Consider the following 19,363-nt stretch of genomic DNA (forward strand, 5'->3'; position numbering starts at 1 on the left):
GGGTTAGCGTGCGGCCAATCCACCAGAGGAAGGCGTCGATGAAACCCCCGCCGATACCGCGCACCGCCCTGCTGGCTCTCGTCTCCCTGCTCACCGTCACCCTCGTCGGCGCCCCGGTCGCGGTGCGCCAGCTCGGCGCCACCGACGACAGCCGTCCGTCCGACGCCGACGCCCTGGCCGTCGCCGGCGCCGTCCAGTGGCGCGACGAGCCCACAGCCGACGCGCTGCTGAAGGCGGGCGACACCTCCGCGCGCGCCGAGCAGTTCTACTTCGTCCTGCCGGACCGGTTCGCCAACGGCGACCCCCGCAACGACCGAGGCGGCCTCACCGGTGATCGGCTCCGCACCGGGCTCGACCCGGCCGACAAGGGCTTCTACCACGGCGGCGACCTCAAGGGCGTCATCGACAAGCTCGACTACATCCAGGGGATGGGCACCACAGCCATCTGGCTCGCGCCGATCTTCAAGAACCGGCCCGTGCAGGGCGAGGGCGACGACGTCTCGGCCGGCTACCACGGCTACTGGATCACCGACTTCACCCAGGTGGACCCGCACTTCGGCACCAACGAGGAGATGAAGCGGCTGGTCAGGCTCGCCCACCAGCGCGGCATCAAGATCTACCTCGATGTGATCGTCAACCACACCGCAGACGTCATCAAGTACGCCGAGGACAGGTACGCGTACGTGGACAAGGCGACCTCGCCGTACACCGACGCGCAGGGACGGGCGTTCGAGGACCGCAACTACGCCGACGGCAGCCGCGCCTTCCCGCAGGTCGACCGGGAGTCGTTCCCGTACACGCCGACGTTCGACGAGCCGGCGGACGCCACGGTGAAGGTGCCGGCCTGGCTGAACGACGCCACCATGTACCACAACCGGGGCGACTCGACCTTCGCCGGCGAGAACAGCGAGTACGGCGACTTCTTCGGCCTCGACGATCTGTGGACCGAACGTCCCGAGGTGGTGCGAGGGTTGACCAAGGCGTACGGGGACTGGATCGGCGCTACAGGCGTCGACGGGTTCCGGCTGGACACCGTGAAGCACGTCAACATGGACTTCTGGCCGCAGTTCAGCGCGGGCATCGAGCGGGCCGCCGAGAAGGCGGGCAAGAAGGACTTCTTCATGTTCGGCGAGGTGTACAGCGCCGACCCGGAGATCACCTCCAGCTACGTCCGGCAGGGCGGCCTGCCGGCCACCCTCGACTTCGCCTTCCAGGAGGCCGCGCGGGGCTACACCGCCGGCGCCGGCTCGGCGAAGGCGCTTGCCGACGTGTACGCCCGCGACGACCTGTACGCCGCCCGGGACACCGACGCCGGTCGCCTGACCACGTTCCTCGGCAACCACGACATGGGCCGGATCGGCTCGTTCATCGCCGGTGGTGGCACCGATGCGGCCAGCCACCTGCGGCGTGACCAGCTCGCCCACCAGTTGATGTTCCTCACCCGTGGCCAGCCGGTGGTCTACTCCGGCGACGAGCAGGGCTTCACCGGCCCCGGCGGGGACAAGGACGCCCGGCAGGACATGTTCGCGTCGAAGGTCCCCGACTACCTCGACGACGACCTGCTCGGCACGGACCGCACCCACGCCAGCGACCAGTTCGACACGAACCATCCGCTGTACCGGACCATCGCCGAGCTGGGCCGGCTGCGCCAGGCGCACCCGGCGCTGCGCGACGGTGTACAGGTCACCAGGTACGCCGCCGACGGCCCGGGTGTCTTCGCCGCCTCCCGGATCGCCCCCGCCGACCGCACCGAGTACGTGGTGGCGGTGAACAACGCCGACACCGCGCAGACTGTCACGGTGGACACCTGGTCGGCCGGCGCCACCTTCACAGGCGTCTACGGCGGCAGCCAGACCACCACGGCGGGCACCGACGGCAGACTCACAGTCACCGTGCCGCCCCTGTCGGCGGTGGTGCACCGCGCCGGCACCCCCATCGCGCGCCCGACCGCCGCGCCGCGTGTCACCATCACCAGCCCCGCCCCGGACGCGCCGGTCGCCACCCGGGCCGCCGTCACCGCCCAGGTGACAGGCGACCCCCTCGCGACAGTCACCGTCGCCGCCCGGGTCGCGGGCGGGAAGTGGACGCTGCTGGGCAGCGCCGACCACGCGCCGTACACGGTGCGGCACGACCTGACCGGCCTGGCCGGGGGCACCCGGGTCGAGTACAGGGCGGTGGTCCGCGACGGCCGGGGCCGCACCGCCACGGCCCGGTCCACCGCCGTCGTCGGTACGCCGCCGCTCGGCGAGTCCCGGGAGTGGGCGGTGGTGCATTACCAGCGCCCCGCCGGTGGCTACGACGACTGGGGTCTGTACGCGTGGGGTGACATCGACCCGGCGTACGTCACCGAGTGGCCCAAGGGGCAGCCGTTCGCCGGCGAGGACTCCTACGGCCGGTTCGCGTGGGTGAAACTCAAGCCGGGCGCGAAGTCCGTGGGTTTCGTGGTGGTCGACAGGAACGGCACCAAGGACGTCGCCCAGGACCGCAGCATCGACGTCACCTCCACAGGTGAGATCTGGCTCAAGCAGGGCGACCCGGTGATCTACCCGACCCGGCAGGCAGCCGCGGGTGAACCGGCCCCACCTGTCGAGGAGGGCACCGCCGTGATCCACTACCGGCGGGCCGACGGCAACTACGACGGCTGGGGCCTGCACCTCTGGGACGGGGCGGCCACCCCGACGGAGTGGTCGAGCCCTCTGCGCCCGAGCTCGGTCGACGCGTTCGGCGCGGTGTTCCGGGTACCGCTGGCGGCCGGTGCCACCGGGCTGAACTACATCATCCACAACGGCGACACCAAGGACCTGCCCGACGACCAGCGGCTCGACTTCGCCAGCGCCGGCCGGGAGGTGTGGCTGCTCGCCGCCACCCCGGGCCGCCTGCTGCCGACGACCGCGACAAGCGCCAGCGGGGACACCGACATCAGCAGGCAGAAGGCGCACTGGATCGACAGGTCCACAGTGGCCTGGCAGACCGGACCCACCGACGGGAAGACGTACGCGCTGGTCACCGCGCCGGCCGGCGGGGTCAGCGTGGTCGACGGCGAGCTGGCCGGGACGTACACCAGTCTGCCGTTGCGGGCGCAGCGCAACGGGCTCACCGAGGCCCAACGCACGGCGTTCCCGCACCTGTGGTCGTACCGGAGCTTCACGCTGGACCGGGGTGACCTGGCCAGGGTCCCGGCGGCGCTGCGGGGGCAGCTGCTCGTCACCGAGCGCGACGCCGACGGTGCCCTGCTCGCCGCGACAGGCGTGCAGATCCCCGGCGTGCTCGACGACGTGTACGCCAGGGCCGCCGACGCGACGCTCGGCCCGACGTTCGCCGGCCGTACGCCGAGCCTCGCGGTGTGGGCGCCGACGGCCCGCACGGTGGCGCTGCACCTGTTCGACTCGCCCACCGCGCAGCCGACGACGGTGCCGATGCGCCGCGACGACCGCACCGGTGTGTGGTCGGTACGCGGCAACCACACCTGGGTCGGGAAGTACTACCGCTACCAGGTGCAGGCGTGGCAACCGGCGGCGCAGAAGATGGTCACCGCCTCGGTGACCGACCCGTACTCGGTGGCCCTCGCCGCGGACTCCACGCACAGCCAGATCGTCGACCTGAACGACCCGGCGCTGGCCCCGGCCGGCTGGCGCACCCTGCGCAAACCGGCGCCGGTACCGGCCGCGAAGGCGCAGGTCTCCGAGCTGTCGGTGCGGGACTTCTCGATGGCCGACGACACAGTGCCGGCCGAACGGCGGGGGACGTTCCTCGCCTTCACCGACCCGAGGACGGCGGGCATGACCCACCTGCGGGCGCTCGGCGACGCCGGGGTCACCCACCTGCACCTGCTGCCGGCGTTCGACTTCGCCACCATCCCGGAGAAGCGCGCCGACCAGCGCCAGCCGGCCTGTGACCTGGCGGCGCTGCCACCGGACTCGGCCGAGCAGCAGAAGTGCGTGGCGGCGGTCGCCGAAACCGACGGCTACAACTGGGGGTACGACCCGCTGCACTACTCGGTGCCCGAGGGCGGCTACGCCGTCGACCCGGCCGGCGCGGCGCGGACCACCGAGTTCCGCTCGATGGTCGCCGGGGTCAACGGCGCGGGCCTGCGGGTCGTCATGGACGTCGTCTACAACCACACGTCCGCCGCCGGCACCGACGACACGTCGGTGCTCGACCAGATCGTGCCCGGCTACTACCAGCGGCTGCTGGAGGACGGCACGGTGGCCAACTCCACCTGCTGCGCCAACACCGCGCCCGAGCACGCCATGATGGGCAAGCTGGTGGTCGACTCGCTTGTCACCTGGGCGCGGCAGTACAAGGTGGACGGCTTCCGGTTCGACCTGATGGGGCACCACCCGAAGGCGAACATCCTGGCCGTCCGCAGGGCACTCGACCGGCTGACGGTCGCCCGCGACGGCGTGGACGGCCGGTCGATCATGCTGTACGGCGAGGGCTGGAACTTCGGCGAGGTCGCCAACGACGCCCGGTTCGTGCAGGCCACCCAGGCCAACATGGCAGGCACCGGCATCGGCACCTTCAACGACCGGCTGCGCGACGCGGTGCGCGGCGGCGGCCCGTTCGACGCCAACCCGCGCGTCCAGGGCTTCGCGTCCGGGCTCTACACCGACCCGAACGGCGACGCCGTCAACGGGTCGGCGGCCGAGCAGAAGGCCCGCCTGCTGCACGCCCACGACCTGATCAAGGTCGGGCTCACCGGCAACCTGCGCGAATACCGGTTCACCGACACCGCCGGACGGCAGGTCACCGGCGCGCAGGTGGACTACAACGGCTCCCCGGCCGGCTACACCGCAGCGCCGGGGGAGGCCGTCACCTACGTCGACGCGCACGACAACGAGATCCTGTACGACGCGCTGGCGTACAAACTGCCGCAGGGCACCTCGGCGGCGGACCGCTCCCGGATGCAGGTGTTGGCGCTGGGCACAGTGGTGCTGGGACAGGGCACCGGGTTCGTCACCGCCGGCACCGAACGGCTGCGGTCGAAGTCGCTGGACCGCAACTCGTACAACTCAGGTGACTGGTTCAACCAGATCCGCTGGAACTGCGAACAGGGCAACGGCTTCGGCGCCGGCCTGCCACCCGCGCAGGACAACGAGGACAAGTGGTCGTACGCGAGGCCGCTGCTTGCCGACCCGGCGCTGGTGCCGGACTGCGCGGCGATCACCACCACCGACGCACGGTACGCCGAGCTGCTGCGCATCCGGGCGTCGTCGCCGGTGTTCGGGCTGGCCACCGCCGCGCAGGTGCAGCAGCGGGTGGCGTTCCCGCTGTCCGGGGAGCGGGAGACGCCGGGCGTGCTCACCATGACCCTGGACGCCCGCGGGCTGGGCGGCCCGTACACGTCGCTGGCAGTCGTCTTCAACAGCACCCCGACGGCGGCGACGCAGACGGTGGCAGGTCTGCGCGGCGCGAACGTGGCACTGCACCCGGTGCTGCTGACGTCGGCCGACCCGGTGCTGCGCACTGCCGCGTTCGACAGGGCGTCCGGCACGTTCACGGTGCCGGCGCGCAGCGTGGCGGTGTTCGTCCAGAAATGACGACGGACCGGCCCCCTTCCGCGTCGTGCGGAAGGGGGCCGGTCTCTGGTGTGTTCGGGTCCTGCTGCTGTCACCCGAGGGTGATCAGGCGAAGCAGTTCTCGATGGTGCCGCCCGGGATGGCCAGGCAGTTGGTCGGACGGTTCGCCGTGATCGCCGACTTGTCGTCCACGTTCACCTCGCCGAAGAAGGTGAAGACACCGCCCGGAGCGAAGGTGGAGAAGTTGTGGGCGACAGTCGTCTTCGACAGGGTGACCTCGCCGAAGATGTTGAAGATGCCGCCGCCGACCCCGATCGGGCCGATGGCCCGGTTGCCGACGACCTCGCTGTCGCGCAGCGTGGTGACGCTGTCGGCGTTGAAGAGCCCGCCGCCGAAGAAGCCGGCGGTGTTGTCCTTGATGCTGCTCTTCTCGAACGTGACCGCGCTGTCGAAGGCGATGGCCACACCGCCACCGACACCCGCGGTGCTGTTCTTCTCGACACTGACGTGGTGCAGGTTCAGCTGGCTGTCCGCCGCGGCCAGACCACCGCCGGCGAGGACCGCGGTGTTCGAGGCGAACTTCGTCTCGTACGCCGTGGTGTTGCCGCCGATGTCGAGGAGGCCACCGCCGAAGCCGAGCGTCTCGTTGTCGGTGATCTCCGTCTTCTTCAGCTCGACGGTCCCGCCGTCGACATCATCGGTGAAGATCGGCGCCGCGCCGTTGGAGATGCCGCCGCCGCCGATCACGGCGGTGTTGTCGGTGACCTTCGACTCCTCGACCTTGAGCAGGCCGGCGTTGAAGACACCGCCGCCGAAGAAGAAGGCGGTGTTCCGGGTGACGGTGCTGTGCCAGATCTGCGTGGTGCCGAAGTTGGCCACGCCACCGCCGTTGCCGCCGGACTGGTTCAGGACGACCTCGGACTCCAGGATCTCAGCGGTGCCGCCCGGCTGGACCAGGATGCCGGCGCCGTCGGTGGGCTCCGGCTGCTGCACGAGCGGCGTGACCACGCCGGCCTGGGCCTTCGGCGCGGCCTTGAGCGCTGCCTTCGGTGCCGCCTTCAGGCCCGCCTTCGGGTTGGCCTGCCGGGCGGTGAGCGCCTGGTTCAGCGGAACACCCGCCTTCACCTGAGCCGCGATCGCCTCAGAGTCCGAGTAGGACGCCCAGACGGCCGCCGGCTCGACAGCCTCGAGCAGTTCGAGGGTCTGGCCACCCTTGATGGTCAGGCCCTTGATGGTGAGGTGCCCACCAGTGCCGACGTTGAGGATCCGGAAGTAGTCCGCGGTCGCTTCCCGGGCGATCGTCGTGTGGTCACCCTTGAGGGTGATGTCCTCGGTGATCACCGGGAGGCCGTTGCCCTGGAAGTCGTTGCGGGACAGGTTGTAGGTGCAGCCCTTGGCCAGCTCCAGCACACCGCCGTGCTTGTTGTTGGCGAAGACGATCGCCTGGATCAGCTTGTCGGTGTCGCAGGGCACCTCCTTCCCGCGCTCCTGGTCCTTGTCCCGGCCCTGGTCGCGGTCCTTGTCCTTGTCCCAGTCGCGGCCCTCGTCGCCGCGCTGGTCGCCGTCCTTGCTCACCTGCGTGGTGTTCCAGTTCAGGCCGACCGCACCGGCGCTGCCCGCGACGCCCACCGCCGCGAGACTGACCACGCCCGTCAAACCGGCCACGCCGCTGGCGAGCCAGAGCTTGCGGCGACGCTTGGCCGCCGCCCGCCCGGAGGCTTCGTTGTTCGTTAGGTAGTTGGACATCGGAGCTCTCTGCCCTCTCCTCGTACCAGACAGGGTCGCCGCCCTCAGGCGGGCGTCCCCTGCTACAAATCGGTTGTAGCTCCCAAAACCAACTTATGAGAATGTTCCTCGCCTCGCGGGCTTATCCGAAACAACCCCACATTAGGTTCGTAGCGGGCCCGGAGGGGTCCGGAAGCCCCGGTTCGGGACGGCCCCCCCAAGCCGGTCGCCGGGCCCGTGAGCAGCCCAAATGGGTACGCCCCTCCTCGCCGGAGACCGGCTCGGAGGGGCGCGCCCTCTATGTGGATCAGCCACCCGTTCCGGTCAGAAGCAACCGGGAACGTTCAGGCAGTTGGTGGGGCGGTTGGCCGACACCGCAGACTCGTCGTCCAGTCGTACGAAGCTGCCGAGGCCGTTGGAGATCCCGCCCGGCGGCAAGGTCGCGACGTTGTGCGACACAGTCGTCCGGCGCAGCGTGACCTCGCCGCCGTCCGTGTTGTAGATGCCGCCGCCGCTGCCGAACGGCCCGATGGCCCGGTTGCCCACCACCTCGCTGTCGCGCAGCGTGGTGACGCTGTCCTCGTTGTAGAGGCCAGCGCCGAAGAAGCCGGCGGTGTTGTCCCTGATGGTGGTGTCCTCGATCGTCGCGGTGCTGTCGAAGGCGACCGCCACGCCGCCACCCACACCGGCGGTGCTGTTCCTCGCGACAGTGGCCTGCTCGAGGGTGAGCTGGCTGTCGGCCGCGGCCACCCCGCCGCCGGCGAGGACCGCCGTGTTGCCGCTGACCGTCGTCTCGTGCAGCGTCGTGGTGCCCCCGACGTCCAGGACGCCGCCGCCGAAGCCGAGCGTCTCGTTGTCGGTGATCTCGCTCTTGTAGACCCACACCGAGCCGCCGTCGACGTCCTCGGTGAAGATCCCGGCCGCGCCGTTGGCGATACCGCCACCGCCGATGATTGCCGTGTTGTCCTTGATCTTCGACTCGTCGACCTGGAGCACCCCGGCGTTGAAGATGCCGCCGCCGTGGAAGAAGGCCGTGTTGTGCGCCACCGTGGTCCTGCTGAGACGGGTGCTGCCGAAGTTGGCCAACCCGCCACCGTTGCCGCCGGACTGGTTGTAGAGCACCTCGCTGTCCAGGATCTCCGCGCGGCCACCGGGCTGCACCAGCACCCCGGCACCGTCGTTGGTCCCCGGCTCCTGCACCAGCGGTACCGCCGCGGGCCCGGCCGTCGCCGGCTTCGCCACCGTCGCCGTGGGCCTGGCCGCCGTGGTCGCTGCCGCCGTGGCCGCCGGCTTCGCTGCCGCCGTGGCCGCCGGCTTCGCTGCGGGCTTGGCGGCCGCCGTGGTCGGCTTGGCCGCCGGCGCGACCGGCTTGGCTACTGCGGCGGGCTTGGCTGGCGCGGTGGCCGGCTTGGCCGCGGCCGATTTGGCCGTCGTGTTCCGGACCGACGTCGAGTACGGCGCCCATACCGTCGCCGGGTCCGCGGTCATCGCGCGCTGGATGGTCTGACCGCCCTTGATGCTCAGACCCTTGAGAACGAGGTCTCCGCCCGGGCCGACGTTGAGGATGCGGAAGTAGTCGGCGGTGGCCTCACGACCGATCGTCGTGTGCTCCCCCTTGAGGGTGATCGGTTGGGTGATCACCGGAAGGCCGTTGCCGTCCTGGTTGCGGGTCAGGATGTACGTGCAGCCCTTGGCGAGTTCCAGCACGCCGCCGCTGGCGTTGTTCGCGTACGTGATCGCCTGGATCAGCTTGTCGCTGTCGCAGGGGACCTGCGTACCCCGGTCCTTCTCGGCACGCTTGTCGGCCCGGTCGTCGAAGCCGCTCCAGTCGTCGCCACCCCACTCGTCGTCCCGGCCGCCGGCCTCCTTGCCGCCGTCGGCGGTGTCCCCGGCGTCGCTGGCGTTCTGCCGGTTGGTCGAGGGCTGGGCGTCGGACACCCGGTCGGAGCTGGGCTTGTCGTCGCGTGCGGCAAGGCCGCCGAGGGCCGCGAGGCCGACCACGCCGGTCAGCCCGGCCACGCCGGCGACCCAGAGCGCCCGCCTTCGTCGTGTCGGCGGAGCTGACGAGGCCCCGCCGTCGGTACTCGTTACGTCGTAGGACATCAGAGCCTTCCGCCCTTCCTGCTACCAGACGGGATCGCACCGCCCGAGGCGCCACGACCAGCTACAAACGGGTTGTAGCCTCCGATCCCCACCGTATGAGAACCATCTTCGCGATGTGGACTTATCCGAGATAACTCCGCATATGGTGCAGGTGGCGGCAGGAGCCGGTGAACCGGCCGGCGTGGCGGTAAGGGTGTGAGCAGCGCAAACGCCGACGGAAGGTGCCAGGTCCCCACCGGGGATCACGTCGTCGGATCGCCGTCGCTGAGGCGGGCGGACGAGGTCGGGCCGCAGAGACAGGCCCGGACCGCGACGGTGAGACGTCGCGGCCCGGGCGTGAGGTTGCGGGTGTTGCTTGTGTCGCGGTCAGCCGGGCAGGCGGGGGCCGGCCTCGCGCTGCTCTGCCAGCCAGGTCTCCACCTCGTCCGAGGTACGCGGCAGCCCGGCCGAGAGGTTCACCGCACCCGTCGCGGTGACCAGCACGTCGTCCTCGATGCGCACACCGACGCCGCGCAGCTCCTCGGGGACCAGCTCGTCCTCCGGCTGGAAGTACAGACCCGGCTCCACGGTGAGCACGTAGCCCTCGCCCAGGGCGCCGTCGCGGTACGTCTCCTTGCGGGCGTTCGAGCAGTCGTGCACGTCGATGCCGAGCATGTGACCGAAGCCGTGCAGCGTCCACCGCCGGTAGACGGTCGACTTCTCGTCCATCGCCTCGTCCACGCTCACCGGGAGCAGACCCAGGTCGGACAGGCCCTCGGCGAGGACCCGCATGCAGGTCAGGTGGACGTCCTTGAACTTCACCCCAGGGCGGATGGCCTCCATGCCGGCCTGCTGCGAGGCGTACACGATGTCGTAGACCTGGCGTTGCAGGGCGGTGAACCGGCCGCTGACCGGCAGCACGCGGGTCACGTCGGCGGTGTAGAGGTTGCGGCCCTCGACGCCCATGTCCATGAGCAGCAGGTCACCCGGACGGGTGGCACCGTGGTTGTGCACCCAGTGCAGGATCGTTGCGTGCTCGCCGGCGCCGACGATCGAGCCGTACCCGACGTCGTTGCCGTCGTGCCGGGCGCGCAGCGCGAAGACCCCCTCCAGCAGCCGCTCGGAGACCGCCCGGTCGGCGGGCAGGACGCGGGCCACGTCCTCGAAGCCGCGTACGGTGGCGTCGATCGCGTCCTGGAGCTGGCCGATCTCCCACTCGTCCTTGACCAGCTTCATCTCCGAGATGGCGATCGCCAGCTCCCGGTCACGGGGCGGCTGCCCCTCGGCGCGGACCCCGTCGTACGGGCGGACGGAGGCGTCCACCCGGGCGTCGAAACCGCGCAGCACCCGGGTACGCCCCGGCGCCAGGTCGGCCAGTGCCGCCTCCAGGCCGGTCAGGTCGGCGGTGGGCAGCCCCAGCTCCGTGGACTTCTCGCTGAGCGTGTGCCGCCGGCCCACCCACAGCTCGCCGTGGCGGCTGCGGAAGAACTCGTCGGTCTCCCGCGAGGAGCGGGGCCGCATGTACAGAGTCGCGTCGTGCCCCGAGCCGGTCGGGCGCAGCACCAGCACGCTGTCCGGGTCGTGGTCGCCGGTCAGGTAGGCGAAGTCGCTGCCCGGCCGGAACGGGTGGTCGGTGTCGTTGGCCCGGACCTTCTCGGTGCCGGTCGGGATGACGAGCGTCTCGCCGGGGAAGGCCGCCGAGAGCGCGGCCCGCCGCTTGGCGTAGTTGGGCACCTCGGCCCGAGGCGTCACCGGCAGCGCCGTGTCGCGCCAGCCCTGCCGCATGAAGGACAGGAACGCCTCCGGGAAGTCCGGATCGTGCGATTCCGTACCGTCCGCCGGCGTACCGTCGGTGCGTCCCTCGGTCATTGCGCCGCTCCCTTTCGCTTCGTTGCTGGTCCCGACGGTACCGCGCGCCCGGTTCGCGGTGGTGCCGCCCGGGGAGCGCTCCGGATGCACGGACGGCTGCGACGGGCCCGTGGCGCGCGTGGGAAGATGACCACCATGTGCGGACTCCTGGCCTTCTTCAGCGCGAACGGCAATGCCGCCGCGCACCGCGACCACATCGCCGGAGCATTGGAATGCCTGCACCACCGCGGCCCCGACGAGACAGGGGTCGAGGTGGTCGGCGACGCCTCCGGCCGGTACGCGGACGGAGTGTTCGCCCACAAGCGGCTCGCCATCATCGACGTGGCGTCGAGCCACGAGCCGCTGCCCTACGCGAACGGCCGTTACCTGCTGACCTTCAACGGTGAGATCTACAACTACATCGAGTTGCGTGACGAGCTGGTCCGTGACTTCGGCGCGCAGTTCGCCACCGCCGGTGACGGCGAGGTGATCGTCGCCGGCTACCACTACTGGGGAGAGCAGGTGCTCACCCGGCTGCGGGGCATGTTCGCGTTCGTCATCTGGGACCGGCAGGAGCGGCGCGCGTTCGGTGGCCGCGACTACTTCGGCATCAAGCCGCTGCACTACCTGGAGACCGCCGACGGGCTCTACCTGGCGTCGGAGAAGAAGGCGCTGCTGCCGTTCGCGCACAGCAACTACCAGGGCGACGCGGGTGTCGACGCGGCCAACCTCAGCCACTACCTGACGCTTCAGTACGTGCCGGAGCCCGGCACGCTGCACAAGGGCATCAGCCGGATCGGCTCGGGGGAGTACCTGACCTGGACGCCGGGCGGGCGGATCGACGTACGCCGGTGGTACCGGCCGGTGTTCCGGCCGGCGCCGGTCGACGACGAGCAGAAGCTCTACCACGAGATCCGGGAGACGCTGCGCGAGAGCGTGCGCATGCACATGCGCTCCGACGTGCCGGTGGGCTCGTTCCTGTCCAGTGGCATCGACTCCACAGCGGTGGTCGCGCTGGCCCGCGAGTTCAACCCGAACATCCTCACCTTCACCGTCGGCTACGACGTACCTGGGTATTCGGAGATCGACGTCGCGCAGGACTCGGCCCGGCACCTGGACGTCACCACCATCCCCACCAAGATCGGTCCGCAGGACATGATCGACGCCCTGCCGAAGATCGTCTGGCACCTGGACGACCCGGTGGCCGACCCGGCGCTGGTGCCGCTGTACTTCGTGGCGAAGAAGGCAGCCGAGCACGTCACAGTGGTGCTGTCCGGTGAGGGCGCCGACGAGTTCTTCGGCGGCTACACGATCTACCGGGAGCCGCTGTCCCTCGGCACTGTGAACGGCCTTCCCGGCGGCGTGCAGAAGGGCCTGCGGGCGGTCTCCAAGGCGATCCCGCAGGGGGTCAAGGGCAAGAGCTTCCTGGAGCGCGGCACCACGCCGATCGAGGAGCGCTACTACGGCAACGCCCGGATGTTCACCGAGGAGGAGAAGCAGCACCTGCTGCGTCGCTACGACCCCTCGGTGCGCTACACCGACGTCACCGCCCCGATCTACGCCGAGTGCACCGAACTGGACGACGTCACCAAGATGCAGTACGTCGACCTCTACACGTGGCTGCGCGGCGACATCCTGGTCAAGGCCGACCGGATCTCGATGTCGCACTCGCTGGAGGTGCGGGTGCCGTTCCTCGACCGCGAGGTGTTCGACGTGGCGGCGAAGATCCCGGTGGACCTGAAGCTGCCGCCGCGCTCGGACGCCACCAAGTACGCGATGCGTCAGGCGTTGCAGGGTGTCGTCCCGCCGGCCATCGTGAACCGCAAGAAGTTGGGCTTCCCGACCCCGACCCGGGTCTGGCTGCGCGGGGAGATGTACGAGTGGGCCCGGCACGTGCTGAGCACCTCGGGGGCCGGTGACCTGCTCGACCTGTCGTACGCGCTGCGGCTGCTCGACGAGCACAAGCGGGAGGAGGCCGACCACTCCCGCAAGGTGTGGACGGTGCTGATCTTCTGCATCTGGCACGCCATCTTCGTGGCGAAGACCCTCGATCCGGGCATCCAGCGCAACCAGTCCGCCCTGCTCACGAAGCCGGTGGTCGGCTCCATGGTCCGCTAGCTCCTGTCGATCAAGAGGTTTGCGTCATCCGGATTGACTCCGGTGACGCAAACCTCTTGATCAACTAGTGGAGGTCGATCAGCGACGGGCGCAGGTGACCGTCGGGAGTCCGTTCGTTCCTGACGTGCTCGCCAGGAAGCCGAACGTCGTGGTGCCTTCCGGTGCGACAGTGCCGTTGTAGGCGACGTTCGTGGCTGTCACCGAGGAACCGGACGACGTCTGCGTCGCACCCCAGATCTGACTGATCGACTGCCCGTTGGGCCAGGTCCAGCTCGCGGTCCAGCCGTTGAACGGCGTACTGCCGTGGTTCATGATCGTGACCTCGCCCTGGAAGCCGCCCTGCCAGGCGCTGCTCACCTTGTAGACCGCCATGCAGTCACCACCCGCGGGCGGCGGGGTGGTGGTGGGCGGCGGGTCGGTCGGCCCGGGCGTCGGGGTGGTAGGCGTCGGGGTCGGCGACGTCGTACCGCCCTTGATGCCGGTCACCTGACCGTTGCCGCCGTCGAAGACGACGTCGGAGCAGCCGAAGAAGTTCTCCTGCGAGTCCGAGCGGACCCAGCGGGAGTAGATGATGTGCTGACCGCTCTTGCCCGACGGCAGGTTGCCGCTGAAGTAGTAGTGCCCCTCGTTGGTGCCGACCGCGCCGCTCTGCGGCGGGTTGGTCACCGTGAGGAACGGCTGCTCCTCCAGGTCACTCCAGGCCAGCGCCCGGGTCGGGCTCCAGCTGTTCTTCGTCACGTAGAAGTAGAAGGTGCCCGGGTGGTGCGCCCAGTTGCTGTACCGGAAGTCCAGCCGCGCACCGGAGGTCAGGTGGGTCAGCGGCCAGTCGGTGCGCGGCAGGTCGTAGCCGCGGTAGCCGGAGTTGCCACCGCTGCACAGCTGCCCGTCCGGGATGAAGCCGGTGGTGCGACCGCCGGCGTCCGAGCGCAGCACGCTGAACCAGTTGTAGAGCGAGTTCGCCCCGCTCTGCGCCACGGCTGCGGAACACGCGGGGTTGGTGGGCCGGATCTCGCCGGTCGGGCTCAGGCCGTCCTGCCAGCACAGGTAGGTGCGGCTGCCCGGGGTCATCGCGGCGCCGTGCGCGGCGGCCGGCTGTGGGCTCGACGCCAGGGCGACGGCGCCCAGGGCGAGGGTAAGGGCCGCGGTGAGCAACGCGGCCGTACGGGAACGGTTCACGGGATCTCCTGACTCGCGAGGCGTGCCGCCCGAGACGCCCCGCCCAATCGGGTGGGATGTGGCGATCACGGCGACGTGTCCGGCCGGAAGCGGCCAATGGACGCGCGCCATCAGCGGTCCTGTCACGGACCGGCGCCCTCGCGTCGAACAACCCGGCAACCGGCGGCGCGGCAGCCCTCGCACCGCCCGGTACGCGTCATCCCACCATGCCGCCCGACCGGCACGCAATAGCCGATCCTCGATGTGTTGGACCACCCGCAGCGCCACCGTCTGCGGCATATCCTGCCAAAAAGGAAGAATAGGGACCTAAGGCGGAGGCGGCGCGTGCCGGACGTGTTCGACGAGATGCACCGCCGCTGCCACGCGGGCGAACCGGTCGCCCTGGCCACGGTCGTGGCCACCTGGCGCTCCGCGCCACAACCACCTGGCGCCGCCATGCTTGTCGCTGCCGACGGCACCGTCACCGGCAGCGTCTCCGGCGGCTGCGTCGAGGCCGACCTGTACGAACGCGCCCGCCGGGTCCTCGACACCGGCGCACCCGAACTCACCCGCTACGGCGTCAGCGACGACGACGCGTACGCCGTGGGACTGACCTGCGGCGGCGTGCTCGACGTGTTCGTGGAGCGGATCGGCCCCGGCCGTCGTACGGAGCTGGAGGCGGTCGCCGCCGCCCGCCGCGCCGGACAGCCGGCGGCGGTGATCACCTGCGTGGCGGCCGACGCCGGCGAGGGGGCGGCACCGGCCGATCCGGCCGGACGGCTCGGCCGGCGACTGGTGCTCACCGCCGACGAGGTCACCGGCTCGCTCGGCGACGACCGGCTCGACGACGCCGCCACCACCGACGCCCGCGGGCTGCTCGCCGCCGGCCACAGTGGCCTGCTGCGGTACGGGTACCACGGTCAACGCCTCGGCCTCGGCCTCAGCCTCTTCGTGACCGCCTACGCCACACCACCTCGGATGATCGTCTTCGGGGCGATCGACTTCGCCGCCGCAGTGGTCCGGATCGGCGCTTTCCTGGGCTACCGGGTCACCGTCTGCGACGCCCGGCCGGTCTTCGCCACCGCACGACGGTTCCCCGAGGCCCACGAGGTCGTGGCGCAGTGGCCGCACCGCTACCTGCGTACCGAGCTGGACGCCGGGCGGGTCAACGGACGCACAGTGGTCTGCGTACTCACCCACGACCCGAGGTTCGACGTGCCGCTGCTGGAGCTGGCGTTGCGCCACCGACTCGCGTACGTCGGGGCGATGGGGTCGCGGCGCACCCACGACGAGCGGCACAAGCTGCTCCGCGAGGCGGGACTCAGCACCGCCCAGCTCGCCCGGCTCGCCTCCCCGATCGGGCTGGACCTCGGTGGTCGTACCCCCGAGGAGACCGCGGTGAGCGTGGCCGCGCAGATCGTCGCGGCCCGGTGGGGCGGGTCCGGCCGGCCGCTGGCGGCGCTCGCCGGGCCGATCCACGAGCCGGCGTAGCGCGGCGTTGCGTCGCCTTTCCCCGCCCGCCGGGCCGCCGGCTGTGCCAGCCTGGTGCGGCGGCCGGTGGCGGCCCGCGACGGACGAAAGAGGGCGGCATGGGGTACGCGGTGGTGCTCGGCGAGGCGCTCGTCGACCTGATCGACAGCGAGTGCGACGGGGAACGGGTGTACCGGCAGGCCATCGGTGGCGGCCCGCTGAACGTCGCGGTCGGGGTGGCCCGACTCGGCGGCGCGGCACAGTTCGTCGGCTCGCTCGGCGACGACGTGCTCGCCGGCCGGATCCGCGCGTTCCTGGCCGCCGCCGACGTCGGGCTGACCGGTGCGGTGACCGCGCCGGCGTCCACCTCGCTGGCCGTGGTCACCCTCGCCGGCCCGGAACCCGACTTCCGCTTCTACGGCGAGCCGCCCTCCTACAGCCTGCTCGGCCCCGACGACCTGGACCTGGCGCTGATGGAGGGCGCCGACGTGCTCTACTGCGGCTCGGTGGTGCTGCTACGACCCTCCACCCTGGCCGCCGCCCGCCGCGCCTGGTCACTCGCCACCGGGCTGCGGGTCTTCGACCCGAACGTACGGCCCCGGCTGCTGGACGGGCCGGCCGCGCTGGCCGGGCTGCGCGAGGTGGTGGCCGAATTCGCAGCCGGCGCGCACGTGGTGAAGTTGAGCGGCGCCGACGCGCAACTGCTCTACCCGGGCGAGCCGGCCGAGGGGGTGGCCGCGTACCTGCGTGAGCTGGGCGCCGCCACGGTGGTGGTGACGCTCGGCGCGGCCGGCGCGGTGCTCGCCGCCGGCGACGCCGACCCGGTCCTCGTGCCCGCGCCCAAGGTCGACGCGATCGACGCCACGGGCGCGGGGGACTCGGTGATGGCCGCGTTGATCGCCGACCTGCTCGTCGACGGCGAACCGACCGACCCGCAGGGCTGGATCGCGCGTGTCGCGTTCGCGCTGCGGGTGGCCGGCCTGGTCTGCGAATCCCCGGGCGGCGCCACCGCCATGCCCACCCGCGCCGACGTCGACCGCCGCTTCGGGGCCTAGGCGGTGCCGTCCAGTTCCAGGTAGCCGCGGTTGGCGGCGACCAGGGCGGCGCGGGCGCCGAAGGGGGCCTCGGCGGCCACCCGCTCGGGCGGCGCGCTGCCGGTGTGCGCGGCCCGGATCAGCCAGGCCAACCGCACCAGGTCGGCGTGCTGGGCGCGGACGAACTCGACGTCCACCGGGTCGCCGTGCCCGGGCACGACGACCGTGCCCGCCGTGGTCAACCGCAGCAGGTCGGCGACGGCGTCCGGCCAGCGCAGGGGGTACGAGTCCTCGAAGGCGGGCGGCCCGCTCTGCTCCACCAGGTCACCGGCGACGAGCACATCCGCGTCGGGCACGTGCACCACCAGGTCGGCGTCGGTGTGCCCGCGACCCGGGTGGCGCAGCAGCACCGACCGACCACCCAGATCGATCTCCGTCTCGGTCTGCACGGTGTGCGTCGGGGCGAGCAGCGGGGTGGCGGCCAGCTCGGCGGCGAGCGACGGATGATCGTGACGCAGCTCGTCGTACGCCTCCCGGCGCAGCCGTTCCGGCTCATCCCGCAGGGCCGTGGCGGCCAGCTCGTGCGCGTACACCGGGCGGGGTGGGTCGCCGGCCAGGACGGCGTTGCCGAAGCAGTGGTCGTAGTGGTGGTGGGTGTTCACCACGGTCAGCGGACGGTCGGTGACCTCCCGGACGGCGTCGCGCAGCTCGACGGCCTGGGCGGCGGAGGACAGCGTGTCCACCAGCAGCGCCTCGTCGGCCCCGACGACAAGCGTGACATTGACCCCCAGCAGCGGTTCGCCGCGCACGTACACCCGGTCGGCGACCTCGACGAACCCGGCGGTCACGAGGACCGCCCGGCGCGCTCGACGAAGCGTTGCCGGTCCACCAGGATCCGGTCCACCCGGCCCCGGGCCACCGTCTGGTCGCCGTCGCTGACGGTGACCTCGAACGACAGCCGGCGGCCGTCGACGGTCGCCAGCAGAGCCTGCGCCCGGACCGTCCGTCCGACCACCGTCGGCGCCAGGTGTTCCAGCTCGACGCGGGTGCCGACAGTCGTCGACCCGGAGGGCATGCCGATCGCCGTCGCCGCGACCGTGGCCGCCTCGACAAGCGCCAGCACCCGGGGAGTGCCGAGCACCGGTACGTCCCCGGAACCGACCGCCTGGGCGGTGTCCGCGTCACTGACGGTCAACTCGACCTGGGCGGTCAGACCCGGCGCGAAGGCCGGCTCGGGCTGCTCCTGCATGGTCGTCAGCCTAGGTGCTCATCCGGGCCGCCGAGCACGCGCCCGGTGATCCCGGTGCGCCCGCCCGGAACGACCGACGGGTGGTCCCCGTCGGTCGATGCCGTATCCGTCGTTAACCTTGACCGCGATGGCCGTCGTGACTGACCCCCAGCCCCCCGCCCGGACCGACCCGCCCGCGTCGCCCGACGGGGGCCGTCGGCGCGTCGTCGCCATGACGATCTGGGCTGTCGCCTTCGTCGCCGCGTGGCTGGCGATCGGGCTGCCCACCGACCCCGCGTACGCCTTCGTCTGGATCTGGGTGGCGACGATCGCCTGGAACAGCGACCGGCCGTGGCGCAGCCACCTGCGCTTCGCCCGGGACTGGGTGCCCGTGGTGCTGCTGTTCGTCGTCTACAACCTCTCGCGCGGGTTCGCCGACAACGGCGCCACCCCGCACGCGATGGAGCTGATCGTCGCCGACCGGTTCATGTTCGGCTGGGCCACCGGCGGCGAGGTGCCCACCGTCTGGTTGCAGGAACACCTCTACCGCCCGCAGGTGCACTGGTGGGACGTCGCCGCGAGCTGGGTGTACTTCTCGCACTTCGTGGTGGCACTGGCCGCCGCCGCCGTGCTCTGGCTGCGGGACCGGCACCGCTGGGCCGCGTACATGCGGCGCTGGGGTTTCCTCTGCGCCGCCGGCCTGGTGACCTACTTCCTCTACCCGGCCGCCCCGCCGTGGTGGGCGGCGCAGAACGGGCTGCTCACCGAGGTCGCACGGATCTCCACGCGGGGCTGGAAGGCGTTCGGCATGCACGGCGCCGGCAACGTCCTCAACGCCGGTCAGATCGCCTCGAACCCGGTCGCCGCGATGCCGTCGCTGCACACCGCGTGGGCGCTGTTCGTGGTGCTGTTCTTCCTGACCACCACCCGTCGCCGCTGGTGGCCGCTGCTGCTCGCGTACCCGCTGGCGATGACCTTCACCCTGGTCTACTCGGGCGAGCACTACGTGATCGACGTGCTGGTCGGTTGGGCGTACGTGGGGATGACCTTCCTGGTGGTCGGCCTGGCCGAGCGGGCCTGGAGGGCCCGCCAGACCCGCCGCTCACCCCAACCCCCACCCCCACCGGCCGACCCCGTCGATCATGAAGTTGTTGCCAGCGCGGACGGCGTGTCGCGGCGATAAC

General features: G+C 71.2%; 11 protein-coding genes. 5 read left to right on the forward strand and 6 right to left on the reverse strand.

Annotated features, from left to right (window positions below):
* Window positions 1–38: 38 nt before the first annotated feature.
* Window positions 39–5,540 (forward strand): pullulanase-type alpha-1,6-glucosidase, encoded by a 5,502-nt coding sequence (gene pulA, locus AB0N27_RS03425; RefSeq protein ID WP_364362775.1) that lies wholly within the window; start codon window positions 39–41, stop codon window positions 5,538–5,540.
* Between the two features lie 84 nt (window positions 5,541–5,624).
* Here the strand turns inward: pulA and AB0N27_RS03430 are convergent, their stop codons facing one another.
* The 3 genes from AB0N27_RS03430 to AB0N27_RS03440 form a co-directional block, all read right to left on the reverse strand.
* Complete coding sequence (locus AB0N27_RS03430; protein ID WP_364362776.1) at window positions 5,625–7,265, reverse strand: hypothetical protein; 1,641 nt, start codon at window positions 7,263–7,265, stop codon at window positions 5,625–5,627.
* A 303-nt stretch (window positions 7,266–7,568) separates the two neighbouring features.
* Entirely contained in the window at window positions 7,569–9,347 is a 1,779-nt protein-coding gene (locus AB0N27_RS03435; RefSeq protein ID WP_364362777.1) for a right-handed parallel beta-helix repeat-containing protein, read from the reverse strand.
* A gap of 366 nt (window positions 9,348–9,713) precedes the next feature.
* Window positions 9,714–11,195: an aminopeptidase P family protein gene (locus tag AB0N27_RS03440; RefSeq protein ID WP_364362778.1), complete on the reverse strand. Its 1,482-nt coding sequence runs from the start codon at window positions 11,193–11,195 to the stop codon at window positions 9,714–9,716.
* A gap of 135 nt (window positions 11,196–11,330) precedes the next feature.
* Between AB0N27_RS03440 and asnB the strand changes: the two genes are divergently transcribed.
* Complete coding sequence (asnB, locus tag AB0N27_RS03445) at window positions 11,331–13,292, forward strand: asparagine synthase (glutamine-hydrolyzing) (RefSeq protein WP_364362779.1); 1,962 nt, start codon at window positions 11,331–11,333, stop codon at window positions 13,290–13,292.
* A gap of 78 nt (window positions 13,293–13,370) precedes the next feature.
* On the opposite strand, the gene AB0N27_RS03450 is transcribed toward asnB, so the two are convergent.
* The gene (locus AB0N27_RS03450; protein ID WP_364362780.1) at window positions 13,371–14,468 is read right to left on the reverse strand and encodes a lytic polysaccharide monooxygenase; all 1,098 of its coding nucleotides are present in this window, start codon (window positions 14,466–14,468) and stop codon (window positions 13,371–13,373) included.
* A gap of 324 nt (window positions 14,469–14,792) precedes the next feature.
* Between AB0N27_RS03450 and AB0N27_RS03455 the strand changes: the two genes are divergently transcribed.
* The gene (locus AB0N27_RS03455; RefSeq protein ID WP_364362781.1) at window positions 14,793–15,938 is read left to right on the forward strand and encodes an XdhC family protein; all 1,146 of its coding nucleotides are present in this window, start codon (window positions 14,793–14,795) and stop codon (window positions 15,936–15,938) included.
* A 98-nt stretch (window positions 15,939–16,036) separates the two neighbouring features.
* Window positions 16,037–16,972, forward strand: coding sequence for a PfkB family carbohydrate kinase (locus AB0N27_RS03460; protein WP_364362782.1), 936 nt, complete (start codon window positions 16,037–16,039; stop codon window positions 16,970–16,972).
* Here AB0N27_RS03460 and AB0N27_RS03465 read toward each other — a convergent pair.
* Both AB0N27_RS03465 and AB0N27_RS03470 read right to left on the reverse strand, forming a co-directional pair.
* The gene (locus tag AB0N27_RS03465) at window positions 16,969–17,799 is read right to left on the reverse strand and encodes an MBL fold metallo-hydrolase (RefSeq protein WP_364362783.1); all 831 of its coding nucleotides are present in this window, start codon (window positions 17,797–17,799) and stop codon (window positions 16,969–16,971) included. The two genes, AB0N27_RS03460 and AB0N27_RS03465, sit on opposite strands and share 4 nt — an antisense overlap.
* Window positions 17,796–18,200 (reverse strand): hotdog domain-containing protein, encoded by a 405-nt coding sequence (locus AB0N27_RS03470; RefSeq protein WP_139583813.1) that lies wholly within the window; start codon window positions 18,198–18,200, stop codon window positions 17,796–17,798. Before AB0N27_RS03470 ends, AB0N27_RS03465 begins: the two co-directional genes overlap by 4 nt.
* A gap of 127 nt (window positions 18,201–18,327) precedes the next feature.
* Here AB0N27_RS03470 and AB0N27_RS03475 point away from each other — a divergent pair, with 127 nt between their 5' ends.
* On the forward strand, window positions 18,328–19,362 hold the full coding sequence (locus AB0N27_RS03475) for a phosphatase PAP2 family protein (protein ID WP_364362784.1): 1,035 nt from the start codon (window positions 18,328–18,330) through the stop codon (window positions 19,360–19,362).
* Window position 19,363: the final 1 nt, after the last annotated feature.

It is taken from the genome of Micromonospora sp. NPDC093244 (assembly GCF_040683695.1).
Classification (GTDB): domain Bacteria; phylum Actinomycetota; class Actinomycetes; order Mycobacteriales; family Micromonosporaceae; genus Micromonospora.